This window comes from Acidovorax sp. GW835-FHT14G06 (genome assembly GCF_058793595.1).
This window is the reverse complement of the sequence record NZ_JBXAGA010000005.1, coordinates 441,884-460,235: the sequence shown is the minus strand read 5'-3', so window position 1 is coordinate 460,235 and position 18,352 is coordinate 441,884. Positions and strand designations below refer to the sequence as shown.

General features: G+C 65.9%; 15 protein-coding genes. 7 read left to right on the top strand and 8 right to left on the bottom strand.

Annotated elements, in window-relative coordinates; all coding sequences use genetic code 11:
* Window positions 1-1,073: 1,073 nt before the first annotated feature.
* Window positions 1,074-2,327 carry an Hsp70 family protein gene (locus AC1Q64_RS11530; protein ID WP_492251414.1) on the top strand — a complete coding sequence of 418 codons (1,254 nt, stop codon included), beginning with the start codon at window positions 1,074-1,076 and terminating at the stop codon, window positions 2,325-2,327.
* Between the two features lie 101 nt (window positions 2,328-2,428).
* On the opposite strand, the gene rsmI is transcribed toward AC1Q64_RS11530, so the two are convergent.
* Window positions 2,429-3,358: a 16S rRNA (cytidine(1402)-2'-O)-methyltransferase gene (rsmI, locus tag AC1Q64_RS11525; protein ID WP_291434163.1), complete on the bottom strand. Its 930-nt coding sequence runs from the start codon at window positions 3,356-3,358 to the stop codon at window positions 2,429-2,431.
* Here rsmI and AC1Q64_RS11520 point away from each other — a divergent pair.
* From AC1Q64_RS11520 to AC1Q64_RS11510, 3 genes are all read left to right on the top strand, one after another.
* The gene (locus tag AC1Q64_RS11520) at window positions 3,358-3,768 is read left to right on the top strand and encodes a YraN family protein (protein WP_492251413.1); all 411 of its coding nucleotides are present in this window, start codon (window positions 3,358-3,360) and stop codon (window positions 3,766-3,768) included. The two genes, rsmI and AC1Q64_RS11520, sit on opposite strands and share 1 nt — an antisense overlap.
* A gap of 90 nt (window positions 3,769-3,858) precedes the next feature.
* Window positions 3,859-4,458, top strand: a complete 600-nt coding sequence (locus AC1Q64_RS11515; RefSeq protein WP_291434160.1) for an SIS domain-containing protein — start codon at window positions 3,859-3,861, stop codon at window positions 4,456-4,458.
* Complete coding sequence (locus AC1Q64_RS11510) at window positions 4,455-5,120, top strand: BON domain-containing protein (protein WP_492251412.1); 666 nt, start codon at window positions 4,455-4,457, stop codon at window positions 5,118-5,120. Before AC1Q64_RS11515 ends, AC1Q64_RS11510 begins: the two co-directional genes overlap by 4 nt.
* A gap of 204 nt (window positions 5,121-5,324) precedes the next feature.
* On the opposite strand, the gene AC1Q64_RS11505 is transcribed toward AC1Q64_RS11510, so the two are convergent.
* The 4 genes from AC1Q64_RS11505 to AC1Q64_RS11490 form a co-directional block, all read right to left on the bottom strand.
* Window positions 5,325-6,239, bottom strand: a complete 915-nt coding sequence (locus tag AC1Q64_RS11505) for an NAD(P)-dependent oxidoreductase (RefSeq protein WP_291434156.1) — start codon at window positions 6,237-6,239, stop codon at window positions 5,325-5,327.
* Between the two features lie 99 nt (window positions 6,240-6,338).
* Entirely contained in the window at window positions 6,339-7,475 is a 1,137-nt protein-coding gene (locus tag AC1Q64_RS11500; RefSeq protein WP_492251411.1) for a PilT/PilU family type 4a pilus ATPase, read from the bottom strand.
* Window positions 7,476-7,533: 58 nt separating this feature from the next.
* Window positions 7,534-8,169: a cyclic nucleotide-binding domain-containing protein gene (locus AC1Q64_RS11495; RefSeq protein WP_291434154.1), complete on the bottom strand. Its 636-nt coding sequence runs from the start codon at window positions 8,167-8,169 to the stop codon at window positions 7,534-7,536.
* Window positions 8,170-8,236: 67 nt separating this feature from the next.
* Window positions 8,237-9,280, bottom strand: a complete 1,044-nt coding sequence (locus AC1Q64_RS11490; protein WP_015012257.1) for a type IV pilus twitching motility protein PilT — start codon at window positions 9,278-9,280, stop codon at window positions 8,237-8,239.
* A gap of 37 nt (window positions 9,281-9,317) precedes the next feature.
* Here AC1Q64_RS11490 and AC1Q64_RS11485 point away from each other — a divergent pair, with 37 nt between their 5' ends.
* On the top strand, window positions 9,318-10,034 hold the full coding sequence (locus tag AC1Q64_RS11485; RefSeq protein ID WP_492251410.1) for a YggS family pyridoxal phosphate-dependent enzyme: 717 nt from the start codon (window positions 9,318-9,320) through the stop codon (window positions 10,032-10,034).
* 13 nt (window positions 10,035-10,047) lie between these two features.
* On the opposite strand, the gene ltaE is transcribed toward AC1Q64_RS11485, so the two are convergent.
* The 3 genes from ltaE to AC1Q64_RS11470 all read right to left on the bottom strand — a co-directional run bounded on the left by ltaE (window position 10,048) and on the right by AC1Q64_RS11470 (window position 13,173).
* Window positions 10,048-11,112, bottom strand: coding sequence for a low-specificity L-threonine aldolase (gene ltaE / locus AC1Q64_RS11480; RefSeq protein ID WP_492251409.1), 1,065 nt, complete (start codon window positions 11,110-11,112; stop codon window positions 10,048-10,050).
* A gap of 109 nt (window positions 11,113-11,221) precedes the next feature.
* Entirely contained in the window at window positions 11,222-12,469 is a 1,248-nt protein-coding gene (locus AC1Q64_RS11475) for a branched-chain amino acid ABC transporter substrate-binding protein (RefSeq protein WP_492251408.1), read from the bottom strand.
* A gap of 53 nt (window positions 12,470-12,522) precedes the next feature.
* Window positions 12,523-13,173: a TetR/AcrR family transcriptional regulator gene (locus tag AC1Q64_RS11470; RefSeq protein WP_492251407.1), complete on the bottom strand. Its 651-nt coding sequence runs from the start codon at window positions 13,171-13,173 to the stop codon at window positions 12,523-12,525.
* Window positions 13,174-13,328: 155 nt separating this feature from the next.
* Between AC1Q64_RS11470 and AC1Q64_RS11465 the strand changes: the two genes are divergently transcribed.
* On the top strand, window positions 13,329-14,939 hold the full coding sequence (locus AC1Q64_RS11465; RefSeq protein ID WP_492251406.1) for an AMP-binding protein: 1,611 nt from the start codon (window positions 13,329-13,331) through the stop codon (window positions 14,937-14,939).
* 87 nt (window positions 14,940-15,026) lie between these two features.
* Entirely contained in the window at window positions 15,027-18,299 is a 3,273-nt protein-coding gene (locus AC1Q64_RS11460) for an acetyl-CoA carboxylase family protein (RefSeq protein WP_492251424.1), read from the top strand.
* Window positions 18,300-18,352 lie beyond the last annotated feature (53 nt).

The following is an 18,352-nucleotide window of genomic DNA, read 5'->3' as shown; positions in this document are numbered from 1 at the left end:
TATCACTCCTGGTCTCCTGCTGCTCAGCAAAGCAGCAGGTTAGGGTTAGTACGTGGGTCAGGTTTGGATGGAAATCCCGGGGGTTAGTGGGTCACTTCTGCGTGGAAATCAACACTGCTGGCTGACAGCGTTTTCCAATCTTCTGGCTTACGTGCTCGGAAAAACAATCTATCAAAACATGCAACTGAAAAAGTCCTCTCCTTCGCTTGACCAAGACGATACTGATGTGTGATGTTTTGACCGAGATGGAAACAAGGAAAGCCCCCCGGCGAATTCCAGGGCAACGCTGAAGGCGTGTCGCTGTAGAGCACAAACAGACCGAAGCGCTCTGCCAACGTGAGACTGATTCGAGTGAAACGCCCGCTAACTTAGCTGCACAGCGACAAAACGCCTCACAACTTAGCTGCTGCGCGACAAAGTACCCTGCAAATTAGCTGCAGAGCGACAAAGCAACTGACAAGAATGGCACGGGGGCGGCCAATATCCCGGGGGCAAGAAATGCACAGAATCAGGTGCCTCAAAAGGCAAAGATGCATCCCGCTAGGGGCTGTGCAAAGCGAGGCCTTGGCTGGCCGGCGTCGCCTTCGTTGGCCCGCAAGAATTCAGTCAACGGCTCGTGGTGAGCGAGCTTCGGGAAGTCCGAACTCGCGTGTTTCGACTCTGGTTTGGGGCCGGCTGCACGGTAGTCGCCGTTACAATGAGAGCGCCGAATCTCTGACGCAGTTTCTGACAGTCGGGTCGGTCAGTGGGTGCTTTTCATTGCGTTTGATTGCAATCCATTTGCGTTAGACGTTGTGCAAGTGCTTGTTTTTGTTAGGTTTTGCGTGTGGCGTGCAATCCGCTGCACACGAGGATGTCATTGAAAATCCTTGTGTCGGTGGTTCGATTCCGCCCCAGGCCACCAAACAAAAGCCCTTGATTTGCAAGAATCAAGGGCTTTTTCAATTCCGTGCCGCCAAAGCAGGGTCGCACCCTGCATTGCAGGTGCTGCATGCTGAAGTCCTGCGTTGCCTTGGTGCTGGCTGCCGCCTGCACCGCGCACCGCATTCCTTGTTGTCTCTCCCCACGTTCCCATGCCCCTTCTGCAGGACACCACCCTTGGTATCGACTTTGGCACTTCCAACTCTGCGATGGCGGTGCGCCAAGGCGCGGGGCCGTCTCGGATGGTGGCGCTGGAGGGCGACGCACACACACTGCCCACGGCGCTGTTCTTCAACGCCGAAGACCAGCGCACTCACTTCGGGCGCGATGCAGTGGCGCAATACCTGGCTGGCACGGAAGGGCGATTGATGCGCTCGCTCAAGAGTCTGCTGGGCAGTGCGCTGCTGCAGGACAAGACGGCGGTGCACAACCAGTTGGTCAGCTACCAGGACATCATCGGCCTCTTCTTGCGGATGCTGGCGCAAAAGGCCCGCGACGAACTGGGTGGCATGCCCGGGCGGGTGGTGATGGGGCGGCCGGTGCATTTTGTGGATGGTGATGCCGAGCGCGATCAGCAGGCTGAGGATGCGCTGCGCCAGGCCGCGTTGTCTGCAGGATTCGAGAACGTGAGCTTCCAGTTCGAGCCCATTGCGGCCGCGCTGGACTACGAGCAGCGCATCGACCGGGAGTCGCTGGTGCTGGTGGTGGACATTGGTGGCGGCACCTCGGACTTCACCGTGGTGCGCCTGGGGCCCGAGCGCATGGCTCGCGCCGACCGCAGCAGCGATGTGCTGGCCACCACCGGCGTGCACATCGGCGGCACGGACTTTGACCGGCGCCTGAGTCTGGACCTGCTCATGCCGCTGCTGGGCTTTCGCCACATCGGCCCGTCGGGGCGGGAGGTGCCCAGCCGGGTGTTTTTTGACCTCTCGACCTGGCACCTGATCCAGTGGCTGTATTCGCCGCGCGCACTGCGCGACGCGCAAAATCTGCGCACCGACTATGCCGATGCCGCGCTGCACGCGAGGTTGATGCGAGTGCTCCATGAGCGGCTGGGCCACCGCCTGGCCAATACGGTAGAGCAGGCCAAGATCGCCGCTTCGCTGGCCGATGCCGAGGCGCCCATGTCCCTCGACTGGGTAGAGTCAGGGCTCAGCGCCTCCGTCACGCCGCCCGGGCTGGCGCAGTCCTTGGCGCAGCCGCTGGAACAGGTCGTGGCTTGCGCAGGTGACTGCCTGCAGCTTGCGGGCCTTGGCGATGGGAGTGTGGACGCGATCTACCTGACCGGGGGCTCGTCGGCGCTGCGGCCACTGCGCCGGGCGCTGCGCACGGCCTTCCCGGCAACCCCGCAAGTGGAGGGTGATCTGTTTGGCGGGGTGGCTGCGGGCCTGGCGGTTTCGCGGTAGTCACGCATCTTGAATTGCTAGCAATTGAATAGCGTTTGGGGCATGCTGCACTAGCGCTATCGCCCGAAAACATCGCAAACACCGCCCAGCAACATCTGGCGTCAGTCCTGCGGTCCGTCCTCGCGCTTCCACTCCAGCGCGGTGTCGTACAGCACGTTGCGCGACGCGCCCGTGATCTCGGCGGCCAGGCGCACGGCGGTCTTCAGGGGCAGTTCGGCCAGCAACAGGCGCAGCACGCGGTGGCTGTCGCCTGCGTCGCTGACCACAGGCACCGGGTGCAGCAGCACCACAAATTCGCCGCGGGAGCGCTGGGGCGACCCATCCAGCCAAGCGGTCAGCGCCTGTGCGGGCTGGGTGGTGACTTCTTCAAACTGTTTGGTCAGCTCGCGCGCCAGGGTGACGGGGCGCTCGCCCAATACGGCCAGGGCCTGGGCCAACTCGCCAATCCGGTGGGGGGCTTCGAGCAGCACCACGCAGCGGGGCTCATGGGCCAGGTTCTGCGCAATCACGTTCGCGCGCTCTGCGTTCTTGACGGGCAGAAAACCTGCAAACACAAAGCCGCCATGCTCGGTGCTGTGGGCCACGGCACCGGCCACGCTCAATGCGGTGGTAATGCTGCTGGCACCCGGCAGCGGCACGGCGCGCAAGCCTGCTGCCTGCACCGCTGCCACCAGGCGCGCCCCAGGGTCGCTCACGCCGGGTGTGCCTGCGTCGCTCACATAGGCCACGCGCTGTCCCTGCTGCAGCCGGTGCACCACATTCTGTGCAGCTTCGGCCTCGTTGTGCTGGTGCACAGCCAGCAACTGGCTGGCGCTCTTGTCGATGCCGTAGGCGCGCAGCATCGACTGCGTATGGCGTGTGTCTTCGCAAGCCACCGTATCCACCAGTTGCAGCACATGCAGTGCGCGCAGGGTGATGTCGGCCAGGTTGCCGATGGGTGTGGCCACCACGTACAGTGCGCCCTGCGGATAATGCTGCGCAGCGGCGGCGTCGTGCGCCGCACCCTGGGCTGAAGCGAAAGATGCGCTCAATGAATTTCCTTGGAAAAAAACCACCCGTCGTTGCCACCCCAGGGGCTGCCAAAAATGCCACCACGCGTGAGCGGGGCAACGCTGCCGAGGACCAGGCCCTGGCCCATCTGCAGGCGGCGGGCCTGCAACTGGCGGTGCGCAATTATCGGACGCCCGGGCGCGGCGGGGGCGAGATTGATCTGGTGATGCGGGACCGGGACGGCACCCTGGTGTTTGTGGAGGTTCGCAGTCGCGCGCGCAGCGGTTTTGGCGGCGCAGGTGCCAGCATCAGCGCCACCAAGCAGCAGCGCATCATCTTCGCTGCGCGGCACTACCTAATGCGCTTGCCGTCGCCACCGCCCTGCCGTTTTGACGTGGTGCTTGTGGAGGAGGAGGTGCAGTGGCTCAAGGCGGCGTTCGATGCGCAGTAGCGGCGGGCGCCATATTAGTCGCCAGCGCAATGCAGGTGGCTACCCTTTGCTACAAAAGCTGTAACACGCGGCGGGTATCATCGGGCCCTCATGCTTGAGCAACGCATCCAACAGCATTTCATCGACAGCGCCGACCTGAAGTACCAGGCCGCGCAAACCCTGAGCCATCCCATCGCCGCAGCCGTACAGGCAGTGCTGGCCTGCGTGACCAGCGGCGGCAAGGTGCTGGCCTGTGGCAACGGTCCGTCTGCCGCCGAGGCGCAACAGTTCGCCGCGTTTTGCGTGGCCGGCTTTGAGCGCGAACGCCCCGAGCTGGCCGCGCTGGCCCTCACGTCGGACAGCACCCTGCTCACGGCGGCTGCAGGCAGCAACGATGCCACCCAGCAGTTTGCGCGCCAGGTGCGTGCCCTGGGCCAGGCGGGCGATGTGCTGCTGGCCCTGACGGTGCACGGAAACGACCCCAACCTGCTGGCTGCCGCCGAAGCCGCGCACGAGCGCGACATGACCGTGGTGGTGCTTGCAGGCCGCACCGGTGGCAAGCTGGCCGCCATGCTGCGGGAGACCGACGTCTTGATCAGCGTGCCCCACGACCGTGCGGCGCGCGTGCGCGAAGTCCATACGCTGGTACTGCACTGCCTGAGCGACGGCGTGGACGCACAGTTACTTGGTGAACAGGAGATCCCACTATGAACCCGACAACCCTGAATCGCACCCGCCGCGTGGGGGGTACAGCCCTGGCGGCTGCCGCGCTGGCCGCCGCACTATCGGCTTGCGCGCCCCTGATCGTCGGCGGCGCCGTGGTCGGCGGCGTGATGGCGGTGGACCGCCGCACGGCTGGCACCCAGATCGAAGACGAGGGCATCGAGCTGCGCGCGGCCAACCGCATTCGCGAAGCCCTGGGCGACCGGGCCCATGTCAACGTGACCAGCTACAACCGCCAGGCTCTGCTGACCGGTGAAGTCGCTACGGCCCAGGACCGCCAGGCGGTGGAGCAGATGGTGTCGCAGGTGGAGAACGTGCGCTCCGTGGTCAACGATCTGGCCGTGATGCCCAGCTCTACGCTGAGCCAGCGGTCCACGGACACCTTCATCACTGGCAAGGTTCGCGCGAGCCTGGTGGACGCGCAGGACATTTCGGCCAACTCCTTCAAGGTGGTGACTGAGCGCAATATCGTCTACCTGATGGGCCGCGTCTCGCAGCGCGAGGCCAACCGCGCCACGGACATCGCCCGTGGCGTGAGCGACGTGCGCAAGGTGGTGCGTGTGTTCGAGATCGTTTCGGAGGAAGAGCTGCGCCGCATCGCGCCGCAGCCTGCGCCGGTCACCACGGACACCAAGCCGGCCGGCGGCTGAGGACAGGGTTCAGCCCAGAGGGGCCAAGTCCCAGACCACAGCGCGTGGTCTGGGACTTTTTTCTTGCAGCGCAGCGCTGGAGCTCCGCTGCGATGCCACACGTCGCCGGCGTTGCACCCGGGGGTGAGGCTGTGACGACGCCTGCTTCGCCCGACCGCCGGGTCTGCCCTTTGTCAGGGTAGACACCGCAGGCGGCTGAGGGGGTTACTTCAAGCGCTGAATCAGGCTGGACGTATCCCAGCGGTTGCCGCCCATCTTCTGCACATCGGCATAGAACTGGTCCACCAGCGCTGTTACCGGCACGCGTGATCCGTTGCGCTTGGCTTCGTCCAGCACCAGGCCCAGGTCCTTGCGCATCCAGTCCACGGCGAAACCAAAGTCGAACTTGCCGTCCACCATGGTCTTGCCACGGTTGTCCATCTGCCAGCTCTGGGCCGCGCCCTTGCCGATCACCTCCAGCACCTGCTTCATGTCCAGCCCGGCGTTCTGGCCAAACGCCACGGCTTCCGACAGGGCCTGCACCAGCCCGGCGATGCAGATCTGGTTGACCATCTTGGCCAACTGGCCCGAGCCGCTGGCACCCAGCAGCGTGAAGGCGCGGGAGAACGCCATGGCCACGGGCTGGACGGCCTCGAAGGCTGCGGCATCGCCACCGCACATCACGGTCAGCAGGCCGTTCTGAGCGCCTGCCTGGCCGCCGGACACGGGCGCATCCACAAACTGCAGGCCGAGCGCCTGGGCGGCCGCATACAGCTCGCGCGCCACCTCGGCCGACGCCGTGGTGTGGTCCACAAAAATCGCACCGGGCTTCATGCCTGCAAAGGCGCCGTCCGCGCCCAGCGTGACCGAACGCAGGTCATCGTCATTGCCCACGCAGCAGAACACGATGTCGGCGCCTGCAGCCGCCTCGCGGGGCGTGGCTGCATGTTGGGGGGCCTTGGTGCCCGCGTACTCTGCGCACCAAGCGACCGATTTGGTCGCGGTCCGGTTGTACACGGTGACTTCGTGACCGGCCAGCGCCAGGTGGCCTGCCATGGGGTAGCCCATCACGCCCAGGCCCAGAAAGGCGACTTTGCGGGAAGGGGTGGTGTCGTAGTTGCGGGGGTTAGTGCTTGGCATGGTGTGACGGCAAGATGATGCAAAAGTATGCGTGAAAACGAAAACCCGCCCAGGAGGGCGGGTGAAGCAGGGCAAAGGTGTGTGGGCCTGGCTCTGGAGTCACACAATCGCGAAATGCTCGGTGCCCTGGGCCAGGTCGGGCGACTTGGCGCGCTGGCTGTTGAGCTTGATCTGCAGGCGCAGGTCGTTGAGCGAGTCGGCATTGCGCAGCGCGTCTTCGTAGCTGATGACGTTGGCCTCGTAGGCGTCGAACAGCGCCTGGTCGAAGGTTTGCATGCCCAGGTTGCGGCTTTTCTTCATGATCTCCTTGATCTCGGAGACCTCGCCCTTGAAGATCAGGTCGGAGATCAGCGGTGTGTTGAGCATCACTTCCACCGCAGCGGCACGGCCCTTGCCGTCCTGCTTGGGGATCAGACGCTGCGAAACCATGGCGCGCAGGTTGAGCGACAGGTCCATCAACAACTGGGCGCGGCGCTCTTCGGGGAAGAAGTTGATGATCCGGTCCAGCGCCTGGTTGGCGCTGTTGGCGTGCAGCGTGGCCAAGCACAAGTGCCCGGTTTCTGCAAACGCCACCGCATGTTCCATGGTCTCGCGGTCGCGGATTTCGCCCATCAGGATCACGTCGGGCGCTTGGCGCAGCGTGTTCTTCAGGGCTGCTTCCCAGCTGTCGGTATCCAGGCCCACTTCGCGCTGCGTCACCACGCAGTTCTTGTGCGGGTGCACGAATTCAATGGGGTCTTCCACCGTGATGATGTGGCCGAACGAGTTCTCATTGCGCCAGTCCACCATGGCGGCCAGCGTGGTGGACTTGCCCGAGCCCGTGGCACCCACCAGGATGCACAGGCCGCGTTTGGTCATCGTCACTTCCTTGAGCACCTGCGGCACACCCAGGCCGTCGATGGTGGGCAGTGTGAGCGGAATGGTCCGCAACACCATGCCGACCTTGCCCTGCTGGATGAAGGCGTTGACGCGGAAACGCCCGATGCCAGCGGGCGAAATGGCGAAGTTGCACTCCTTGGTGCGCTCGAAGTCGGCCACTTGCTTGTCGCTCATGATGGCGCGCGCCAGCGTGAGCGTGTGGTTGGGCGTGAGGGGCTGCGGTGACACCTTGGTCACCTTGCCATCGACCTTGATGGCGGGCGGAAACTCTGCCGTGATGAACAAGTCGCTGCCATTGCGGCTCACCATCAGCTTGAGCAGGTCATTGATGAATTTACTGGCCTGATCGCGTTCCATCAGAAGTTCTCCCGGGGGTGGTCGTCTGCCGGACGATCTTGGGTCGAGGATAGGTGCATCATTTCTGGTTATCGCTCAGGCGCGCACTCACCACGCGCAGGCGCAGCGACAGCTTGCGCGCCAGCAGTGCAATCAGACTGGCAGCCAGCTGCGGGTCCTTGGTCATCATGTCGTCCATGGCCTCGGCGGAGAGCACGGCGATCTCGCAATCGGTCAGTGTGGTGCAGGCCGAAAAGCGAATGCCGCTGTCCAGCAGCGACATCTCGCCCAGGATGTCCCCCGGGCGTGTCTCGGCCAGGCGCAGTTGTTCGCCCCAGGGCTGCACGCGGTCCACGGCGATGGTGCCGGTGAGCAGCACCACCATGAAGTTGCCGTACTCGTCCTGGCGGATCACGTCGCGGTTGGAGGGGATGGCCGCAAACTCAAAAAAGCGCTCCATGCGCTCCACGGCGTCCTTGTCCAGGTGCGCCATGTATTTGTCCTTGGCCCACAGGCCTTGCAGCAGCTTGCCGCCCCGGCTGGTGGGCAGGCGCTTGGCGCCCACTTCCACAGCACGAGCCTCCCAGGGCACCAGCATGGAGTCGTCCACACCCTGGCCCGCAAATGCCGTGGAAAACAGCACGGAGTCCGTGTGGTCGTCCGATGATTTGCCGCTGCGGGTTTTCAATTTCAGAAGGCTCAAAATGCCTTTCATATCGCGCTCCGGTATGCGGCGCCTGCGGGGGCCACAAGGTCGTTCATGGGGGTGTGCTGTCGGGGGCTCAGCCGGGGAAGTTCTCGGGGATCTTGGCCTTGCTGCGTGCTTCAGCCGGGCTGATGATGTTGCGGCGCACGAGGTCCGTCAGGTTCTGGTCCAGCGTCTGCATGCCCACGCTGTTGCTGGTCTGGATGGTGGAATACATCTGCGCCACCTTGGCCTCGCGGATCAGGTTGCGGATGGCGCTGGTGCCCAGCATGATCTCGTGCGCAGCCACGCGGCCAGAGCCGTCCTTGGTCTTGCACAGCGTCTGCGAGATCACGGCCTGCAGCGATTCGGACAACATCGCACGGACCATTTCCTTTTCTTCGGCCGGGAACACGTCGATGATCCGGTCGATGGTCTTGGCGGCGCTCGATGTGTGCAGCGTGCCGAACACCAAGTGGCCCGTTTCCGCAGCCGTCATGGCCAGACGGATGGTTTCCAGGTCGCGCATTTCGCCCACCAGGATGGCGTCCGGGTCTTCACGCAGTGCGGACTTCAGGGCCGCCGCGAACGACAGCGTCATCGGGCCGACTTCGCGCTGGTTGATCAGGCACTTCTTGGACTCGTGCACGAATTCGATCGGGTCTTCCACCGTGAGGATGTGGCCGTATTCGGATTCGTTGAGGTAGTTGACCATGGCGGCCAAAGTGGTGGACTTGCCCGAGCCCGTGGGGCCGGTCACCAGCACCAGGCCCCGTGGCTTCAAGGCCAGGTCGCCAAAGATCTTGGGGGCGTTGAGCTGCTCCAGCGTCAGGATCTTGCTCGGAATCGTCCGGAACACGGCGGCCGCGCCCCGGTTCTGGTTGAAGGCGTTGACGCGGAAACGGGCCAGGCCTTCGATCTCGAACGAAAAGTCCACCTCCAGGAACTCTTCATACGTCTTGCGCTGCGCGTCGCTCATGATGTCGTACACCATGGCGTGCACCGTCTTGTGGTCCAGCGCATCCACGTTGATGCGCCGCACGTCGCCGTGGACCCGGATCATGGGCGGCAGACCGGCGGAGAGGTGCAGGTCGGAGGCCTTGTTCTTCACACTGAACGCGAGCAATTGGGTAATGTCCACGGAGTCCCTCTATCGTTTGGTACGCTTGCCAAACATTATGACCACGATTGCTAACAACCTCCAACAGGTTATGGGCCGGATCGCCCAAGCGTGCCAGGCGGCCAGGCGCGACCCGGCCCAGGTGGGCCTGCTGGCCGTTTCCAAGACCTTCGGCGCCGATGCGGTGCTGGAGGCGGTGGCCGCAGGCCAGCGCGCCTTTGGCGAGAACTACATCCAGGAGGGTGTGGACAAGATTGCCGCCGTACGTGCTGCCTTGCCCGGCGTGGCGCTGCAGTGGCATTGCATCGGCCCCATCCAGAGCAACAAGACCCGCCTGGTGGCCGAGCACTTTGACTGGGTGCATACGGTGGACCGGCTCAAGATCGCCGAGCGCCTGTCGGCCCAGCGGCCCGATCACCTGCCGCCGCTGCAGATATGTATCCAGGTCAACATTGACGGCGGGCCCACCAAGTCGGGCGTGGCTCCGGCCGAGGCCCTGGACCTGGTGCGCGCTGTCGCAAAACTGCCACGCCTGGTGGTGCGGGGGCTCATGAGCATTCCGGACCATGCTCCTGAATTGGAAGCGCAACTGGCAATCCACGCTAGCGCCAGAAGGCTTTTCGACGAGATATCGGCGGTGGGAGAGCCAGGCCTTGGGCAGTTCGACACCCTGTCCCTGGGCATGACGGCCGATCTGGAGGCCGCCATCCAGGCGGGCAGCACCCTGGTGCGCGTGGGCACCGGCATCTTCGGCGGGCGGACTTACTCCGCCTGACGCTCGGGGCGCATCAGCCAGCGAAGCGCGCCACGCAATCCAGCGCCGCTGTCACGTCCGCCTCGCTCACATCCAGGTGTGTCACCCAGCGCAGCCGCGTGGCGCCGCCATACAGGCTGCTGGTCACGCGCACGCCGTGCTGCGCCAGCCAGGCGGTGAAGGCGGTTGCCACATCGGCATGCAGGTCGGTGAACAGGATGTTGGTCTGCCAGGGAAGCACCGTGATGCGGCCCTGCAGCACAGGGTGGCTGCGGTTGGCTTCGGCCAGCCCTTGGGCCAGCCGGTCCAGGCGGGCGTGGTCCTCCGCCAGGCGCCGCACATGGTGCTGCAGCGCATAGTGGCCCGCAGCGGCCAGCACTCCGGCCTGGCGCATGCCACCGCCCAAGATCTTGCGGGTGCGGCGCGCCTGCCGGATGAAGTCGCGCGAGCCCAGCACCAGCGAGCCCACGGGTGCACCCAGGCCCTTGCTCAGGCACAGCGACGCGGAATCAAAGTGGCTGCACAGCGCGCGCGCTTCGTCGTACACATCGGTGCCGTTGCGCGCGGCATTGGCCGTGGCGGCGTTGAACATGCGTGCGCCGTCCAGGTGCATGGCCAGCCCCCGGCTGCGCGCCAGCTGTGCCACCTCGGCGATGTAGGCGGGCGGCAGCACCTGGCCGCCGGTGGTGTTCTCCAGCACCACCAGCCGGGTACGCGCAAAGTGCGGGTCGTCCGGTTTGATGGCGGCGGCGATGTCGGCCACGCGCAGCGTGCCGTCGGGCTGGGTCTCGACGGGCTGTGGCTGGATGGACCCTAGCACTGCCATGCCACCAGCCTCCCAGCGGTAGGTGTGCCAGCTCTGGCCCACGATGGCCTCGTCGCCGCGCTGGCAGTGGCCCCACAGCGCGATCAGGTTGGTCTGCGTGCCCGAGGGGGCGAACAATGCAGCCTCAAAACCCAGCAGATCGGCCGCATGCTCCTGCAGTGCGTTCACCGAGGGGTCGTCGGCAAACACATCGTCGCCCAGCGGGGCCTTGAACATGGCCTCGCGCATGGCGGGCGTGGGCTGGGTGACGGTGTCGCTGCGAAAGTCGGGCATGGGCGCGGTCCTTGTGGGTCGGGTCAATGAATGCAATGACCAGCCATGGTAGCGGCGGCCCGTGGCGGTTGCCGCTGTGGGGTTTACGGCGCGCTTCAGCGCCGTGCTGTCAGGGCCGCGCCATCTTGCACTCCGTGCCTTGCGCCAGCTCATTGCCGGTGTAGGCGGCATCGGTGCGAAAGCCATAGTTGGTGCCTTCCCAGCCCATCTTCACCACTTTGCCGTCCACCGGCGCGATGGTGTTGACCACCTGGGGCAGCAGCAGCTGGTGGTCTTCGCCGCGCATGCGCACGGGGCCCACTACCGAATCGATGGTCAGGTCTTCCAGCGCACGGGCCACCTTCACCGGGTCGGTGGACTGGGCCTTGTTGATGGCTGCAGCGAGGAAGCGGGGCGTCATCTCGATGCGCGGAGCGAGAAAGTCCTTGCCCGTCTTGGCCTTGTAGGTCTTGGCCAGCGCATCCACTTTGGGGGTGTCGGCCTGGCCGGGGTGCCATTCGGCCACCCAGGTCAGCTGGCCCTGTTTGGCCTGCGATACCGCCAGCACCGTGCCCGGGATGGAGCCTGCACTGTGATTGAAGTAGCGCAGGTTGTAGCCCGCATCGCCCGCCGCCTTGAGCAACAGCGTCATGTCCTGCCCCCAGTTACCGGTGATGACCGAGTCGGCCTCCGTGCTCTTGACCTTGGCGAGGTAGGGCGCAAAGTCCTTCACGCGGCCAATGGGGTGCAGCGCCTCGCCCACAAACTGGATGTCGGGCCGTGCCAGCCCCACCATCTCGCGGCCGTAGTGCGCCCACTGCTTGCCGTGGGCGTAGTCCTGGTTCAGCAGGTACACCTTCTTGATGTCCGGCTGCTTCTTGATGTAGTTGGCAATGGCCTTCATCTTCATGGCCGTGTTGGCCTCGAACTGGAAGTGCCAGAAGTTGCACGCCTTGCCCGTCAGCTCGGGGTCGATGGAAGAGTGGTTCAGCACCAAGATCTCCTTGCCCGGGTTGCGCTGGTTGTGGCGCGCTGCCGCCTGCACCAGTGCTGTGACCACGGAGGAGCCCGAGCCGCCCGTCACGATGGCCTTGGCTCCCTGGTCAATGGCGGCCTGCAGCGCGCTCTGGCTCTCTTGCGCCGAGAGCTTGCTGTCGAACTGCAGCAGCTGCAGCTTGGTGCCCTTGAGCACGCCGCCCTTGGCGTTGATGTCCTCGATGGCGTACTGCGTGTGGGTGAGCATCAGCTCACCCACGTTGGCGAACGGGCCCGACAGCGGGTCGATGTAGGCAACCTTGAAGGTCTCCTGCGCGCTGGCGGCTGTGCCGATCAGCAAGGCCGCCGCGGCGGCCAGGGGGGTGAGGAACACGGTTTTCATGGGTTTTGTCTCCGGTGGTTGTTGTGCTTGGTGTAGGGGTGCTGCGGTGCGCGTCAGGCTGAGTTGCGCTTGCGGGTTCGCCGCAGCCCCAGCACACGCCAGGCCAGCTGCGCCAGCTCCTGCGCCACCTCGTCTTGCGACAGGCGGCCGTCAGGGCGGTACCAGTTGTAGAGAAAGCCGGGCAGGCTGCAGGCGGCCAGGGCGGTGATCTTGGTGTCGTTGAACTCGAACATGCCGTCCTGGCGGCCCTGTTCGAGCAGTGCACACAGCCGGTCGTAGAAGTGGTTCGCCAAATCCTTCTGCGCCGCCAGGTACTCGGGCCGGTACACCTGCGGCTCGCGGTACGGGAAGAAGGCCGAGGGGTGGTGCTCCAGCGTGGCGCGGATCAGCCGCTCGATGCCTTCCGTCACCTTCACATGCGCAGGCCGGTCATCGTCCGCCGCAAAGTCCATCGCAGTGAAACACGCCACGGCAGGCGCCCACGACAGCGTCTCGAAGATCTCCTGCTTGTTGCGGAAGTAGTAGTACACAAAGGGCTTGGTCACGCCCAGCTGCTGCACGATCTGCTCGATGGTGGTGTTGGCGTAGCCCTGCGTATCGAACAGCGCCTCGGCTGCGCGCAAGATGCGTTCGCGCTTCTCGTCCGACCCGGCCGTGGCGGCCTTCTGGCGGCCGTTGGCCTGCACGGGGGGGTGCTGGTTCATCGGTGTCCTTTGCGCGACGGTTGATTTATACTCATGGGTAGCATTGTTCTACCGAGCGGTATATATTGGCAAGACGCTGGCGGGCGCGGCCACCCAGAGAAAACCCTGAGTGGCCGCCAAGAACCAGCGATTCCAGACACCTCGGAGACAACGCCATGCCTTCTGCCGCACCGCAGCTGCCGCTGCACGAACACCTGCGCCGCCACGCGCGCGAAACGCCCGACCGCATCGCCTACCTCTGGTACGGCCAGCCCCTCACCTGGGCGCAGCTTGATGCGGCCAGTGATGCATTTGCCGCGCGCCTGCAGGCGCTGGGAGTGGCCAAGGGCGAGCCCGTGGCACTGTTCATGAACAACTGCCCGCAGTACGTGATGGCGCACTACGGCATCCAGAAGATCGGCGCCATCGTCTGCCCTTGCGGGCCGCTGAACAAGGAGCATGAGCTGGAGTACCAGCTCACCGACCTGCAGGCGCGCGTGATCGTCGCGGCCGATGTGCTGCTGCCCGTGGTGGACAAGGTGCGCGCCAAGACCACGCTGCAGCAGGTGTTTGTGGTGCGCTATGCCGAGATGCTGCCCGAGGGCGCGCCCAGCATCGACGTACCCGCCGAGCTGCTGGCCATGCGCGCCGCCATGGCGCCTGCTCCCACGGGCTGCGAAGATTTTCTGGCGGCCACGCGCACAGGCGCTCGGCCAGCGCCCGTGGCGCTGTCGATGGATGACGTCTCGCTCATGACCTATACCTCGGGCACCACCGGGTTGCCGAAGGGCGCGATGCTGAGCTACGGCAATGCCACGTTCAAGACCGCTGCATCGGCCGACTGCAATGGCATGACACCGCACGAAACGCTGCTGGCGGTGGCGCCGCTGTACCACATCGCCGGCATGGTGATGGGCGTGAACCTGCCGGTCTACACCGGCGCCACGGCCGTGCTGCTGTACCGTTTTGACCCGCTGGGCGTGGCCCAGGCGCTGGAGCGCCACCGCGTGACCTGGTGGTACAGCATCGCGCCCATGAACGGCGCGCTCATGCAGGTGCCCGGCGCACGCGACATGGACTGGAGCGCGCTGCGCCGCAACCCGGTCACCAGCTTTGGCATCACCTTCACCGAGGCGCTGGCCCAGCAGTGGCAACAGTTCGCGCCGAACTGCATTGCGCACGAGGCGGCCTATGGCCTGTCGGAAACCCACACCGTGGATACCGCCATGCCGGTGGACGCGATCCGCTGGGGCACCCAGGGCAAGCCCGTGCCGGGCAACACCCTGCGCATCGTGGACCCCGACACCGGCGCGCCGCTGCCCACGGGCGAGGTGGGCGAGATCACCATCCACGGCCCCGGCAACTTCAAGGGCTACTGGAACAAGCCCGAGGCCACGTCCCAAACGCTGCGCGATGGCTGGGTCTACACCGGCGACATGGGCAAGATCGATGCGGATGGCTATGTCACCTTCATCGGCCGTTTCAAGGAAATGATCAAGGTTTCGGGCTACAGCGTGTTCCCCGAAGAGGTCGAGACCCTGCTCATCAAACACCCCGCCGTGGCCCAGGCCGCTGTGATTGGCGTGCCCGATGCGGAAAAGGGTGAGGTGGTGCGCGCCTTCATCGTCAAGAAGCCCGGCCAGGACGTGGACGCCACTGCGCTCGTAGCCTGGTGCCGCGAGAACATGGCGCCCTACAAGGCTCCCCGCGAGGTGCGTTTCATCGACGCGCTGCCCGCCACGGGCGCGGGCAAGGTGCTGCGCCGCCTGCTGCGGGATATTGCGTGATCTGACGAGAAATCGGCTGCTGGCGCCGGATGAATATGCGCTGGCAGCTATACAAAATATAGCGACTGCCCCATGCCATCTTCTGTTCTGTTCACCAAAGTGCTGGTTGCCAATCGGGGCGAAATCGCACTGCGCACCGTGCGCGCCCTGCACGACCTGGGCATCACCAGCGTGGCCGTGTATGCCAACGATGACGCCGCCAGCCCCCATGTGCACGCAGCCAGTGCGGCCGTGGCGCTGGGCGCCACCGGCCCGGCGGCGTACCTGGACGGTGCGCGCCTCATCGCCATTGCCCAGGCGCAGGGCTGTGATGCCGTGCACCCGGGCTATGGATTCCTGAGCGAGCGTGCCGACTTTGCCCGCGCGTGTGCCGAGGCGGGGCTGCGCTTCATCGGCCCCACGTCTGCGCAGCTCGCGCTGTTCGGCGACAAGGCGCAGGCCCGTGCGCTGGCGCAGCAGCAGAGCGTGCCGCTCATGCCCGGCACGCAGGCGGCGGTGACGCTGCAGGAGGCGCAGGCCTTCTTCGCGCAGCACGCCCATGCCGGCATCGTCATCAAGGCCATCGGCGGTGGCGGCGGGCGCGGCATGCGCGCGGTGGCGTCGGCCGATGACTTGCCCGCTGCCTACGCGCGCTGCCGCAGCGAGGCGCAGGCCGCCTTTGGTGTGGACGGCGTGTACGTGGAGCGCCTGATGGGCAACGCCCGCCACATAGAGGTGCAGGTGCTGGGCGATGGACGCGAGGTGATCGCGCTGGGCGAGCGCGAGTGCACGCTGCAGCGGCGCTTTCAGAAGGTGGTGGAGATCTCGCCCAGCCCCTCGCTGCCCGCGCCGCTGCGCGAACGCATCACCACAGCCGCGCTGTCCATGGCGCGGGCCGTGGCCTACGAGGGCCTGGGCACCTTCGAGTTTCTGGTGGATCTGGCCTCGAACGACCTGCCGTTTGTGTTCATCGAATGCAACCCACGCCTGCAGGTGGAGCACACCATCACCGAAGAAGTGACCGGCGTGGATCTGGTGCAGGCGCAGATCGCGCTGGCCGCAGGCCGCACGCTGCAGGACATCGGCCTGGACGCGGCCGCACCGCCCGCCGTGTTGGGCTTTGCCGTGCAGTGGCGCATCAACGCCGAGACGCTGGATGCGCAGGGCAACGCCACCCCAGGCAGCGGCACGCTCAGCCGCTTTGACCTGCCCGCAGGCCCCGGAGTGCGCGTGGACACGCACGGCGCAGCGGGCGCCACGCCGTCGCCGCACTACGACACGCTGCTGGCCAAGCTCATCGTGCACACACGCAGCCCGCGCTTTGCCGATGCGCTGCGCCGCTCGCAGCGCGCGCTGGCCGAGTGCCGCATCGACGGTGTAGCCACCAACCTCGCGCTGCTGCAGGCCCTGGCAACACGGCCCGAAATGGAGAGCCAGCAGGTGCACACGCGCTGGCTGGAGTCGGCGCTGCCAGACCTTCTGATTGCTGCAAAAAATATAGCTATCAAGGCAGATTCGACTGGCGCTACAGGGGAAAAAGACCCGCATATTGCCTCTGACACCCCTGACGGCGCAGTGGTGGCCCCCATGCCCGCCCGCCTGGTGCAGCTGAGCGTGGCCGAAGGCGACGTGGTCGCCGCAGGCGCCGAGCTGGCCGTGCTCGAAGCCATGAAGATGGAGCATGTGCTGCTGGCCCCGCACGCAGGCCGCGTGGGCGCGCTGCTGGCCGTGGCCGGTGGCTACGTCGCGCAGGGGCAGCCGCTGCTGGTGCTGGACGCGGTGGATGATGCTGCCGATGTCGAAGTGCAGGGCAGCGCTGCGCACGACCCCGACCACATCCGTGCCGACCTGCAACGTGTGATCGACCGCCACGCCTTCACGCTCGACGCCGCGCGCCCCGACGCCATGGCCAAGCGCCACGTCCAAGGCGGCCGCTCCGCGCGCGAGAACATTGCCGACCTGTGCGACGACGGCAGCTTCATCGAATATGGTGCCCTCGCCATCGCCGCGCAGGCCCGCCGCCGCAGCAAGGAGGACCTCATTGCCAACACGCCCGCCGATGGCATGGTTACGGGCATCGGCGGCATCAATGGCGCACTGTTTGGCGACGAGAAGTCCCGCGCCGTGGTCATGTCGTACGACGCCACCGTGCTCGCGGGCACCCAGGGCGCACGCAACCACGCCAAGACCGACCGCATGCTCGGCATCGCGCTGGCGCAGAAGCTGCCCGTGGTGCTGTTTGCCGAGGGCGGCGGCGGGCGCCCGGGCGACACCGACATGCCCGTGGTGGCGGGGCTGCATGTGCACACGTTTGCGAGCTACGCGGCGCTGTCGGGCCAGGTGCCGGTCATCGGCATCGCGGCAGGGCGCTGCTTTGCAGGCAACGCCGCCTTGCTGGGTTGCAGCGACGTGATCATTGCCACGCGCGGCAGCAACATCGGCATGGGCGGCCCGGCCATGATCGAAGGCGGCGGTCTGGGCGTGTTCAAGCCCGAGCAGATCGGCCCGAGCCGCGTGCAACATGCCAACGGCGTTATCGACGTGTTGGTGGAGAACGAGGCCGAGGCCGTGGCCGCTGCGTGCCACTATCTGTCGTTCTTCCAGGGCCGCACATCGCAGTGGTCCGCACCCGACCAGCGCCTGCTGCGCGCCGTGGTGCCCGAGAACCGCCTGCGCGTGTACGACACCCGCACGGCGATGACCGGTCTGGTGGACGAGGGCAGCCTGCTGCTGCTGCGCACCGGCTTTGGCGCGGGCATCCACACCGCACTCGCGCGCATCGAAGGCCGCCCCGTGGGCCTGCTGGCCAACAACCCGCAACACCTGGGCGGCGCCATCGACGCCGATGCGGCCGACAAGGGTGCGCGCTTCATGCAGCTGTGCAACGCGCATGGCCTGCCCATCGTGAGCCTGGTGGACACGCCCGGCTTCATGGTCGGCCCTGAGGTCGAGGCCACGGCCCAGGTGCGCCACGTGAGCCGCCTGTTCGTCACCGCTGCCAGCCTGCGCGTGCCCACCTTCAGTGTGGTTCTGCGCAAGGGCTACGGCCTGGGCGCCATGGGCATGACGGCCGGGGGCTTTCATGCGCCCGTGTTCACGGTGGCGTGGCCCACGGGTGAGTTTGGCGCCATGGGGCTCGAAGGCGCCGTGCGCCTGGGCTTTCGCAAGGAGCTGGAGGCCCTGCCCGAGGGCACCGAGCGCGACGCCCTGTTTGCCAAGCTGCTGGCCAAGTCCTACGCCAACGGCGAGGCGATGCACATGGCCGCCACGCTGGAGATCGACGCGGTGATCGACCCGGCCGACACACGGGCATGGCTGGCGCGGGGGCTGGCGTCGGCGCAGGTGGGGCCGGTGGGGCACCGGTTCATCGACACCTGGTAGCCCCTGCGCGGGCCGCGCTGTGCATGCTAAGCTGGCCCGCCTTGCCCACCCCG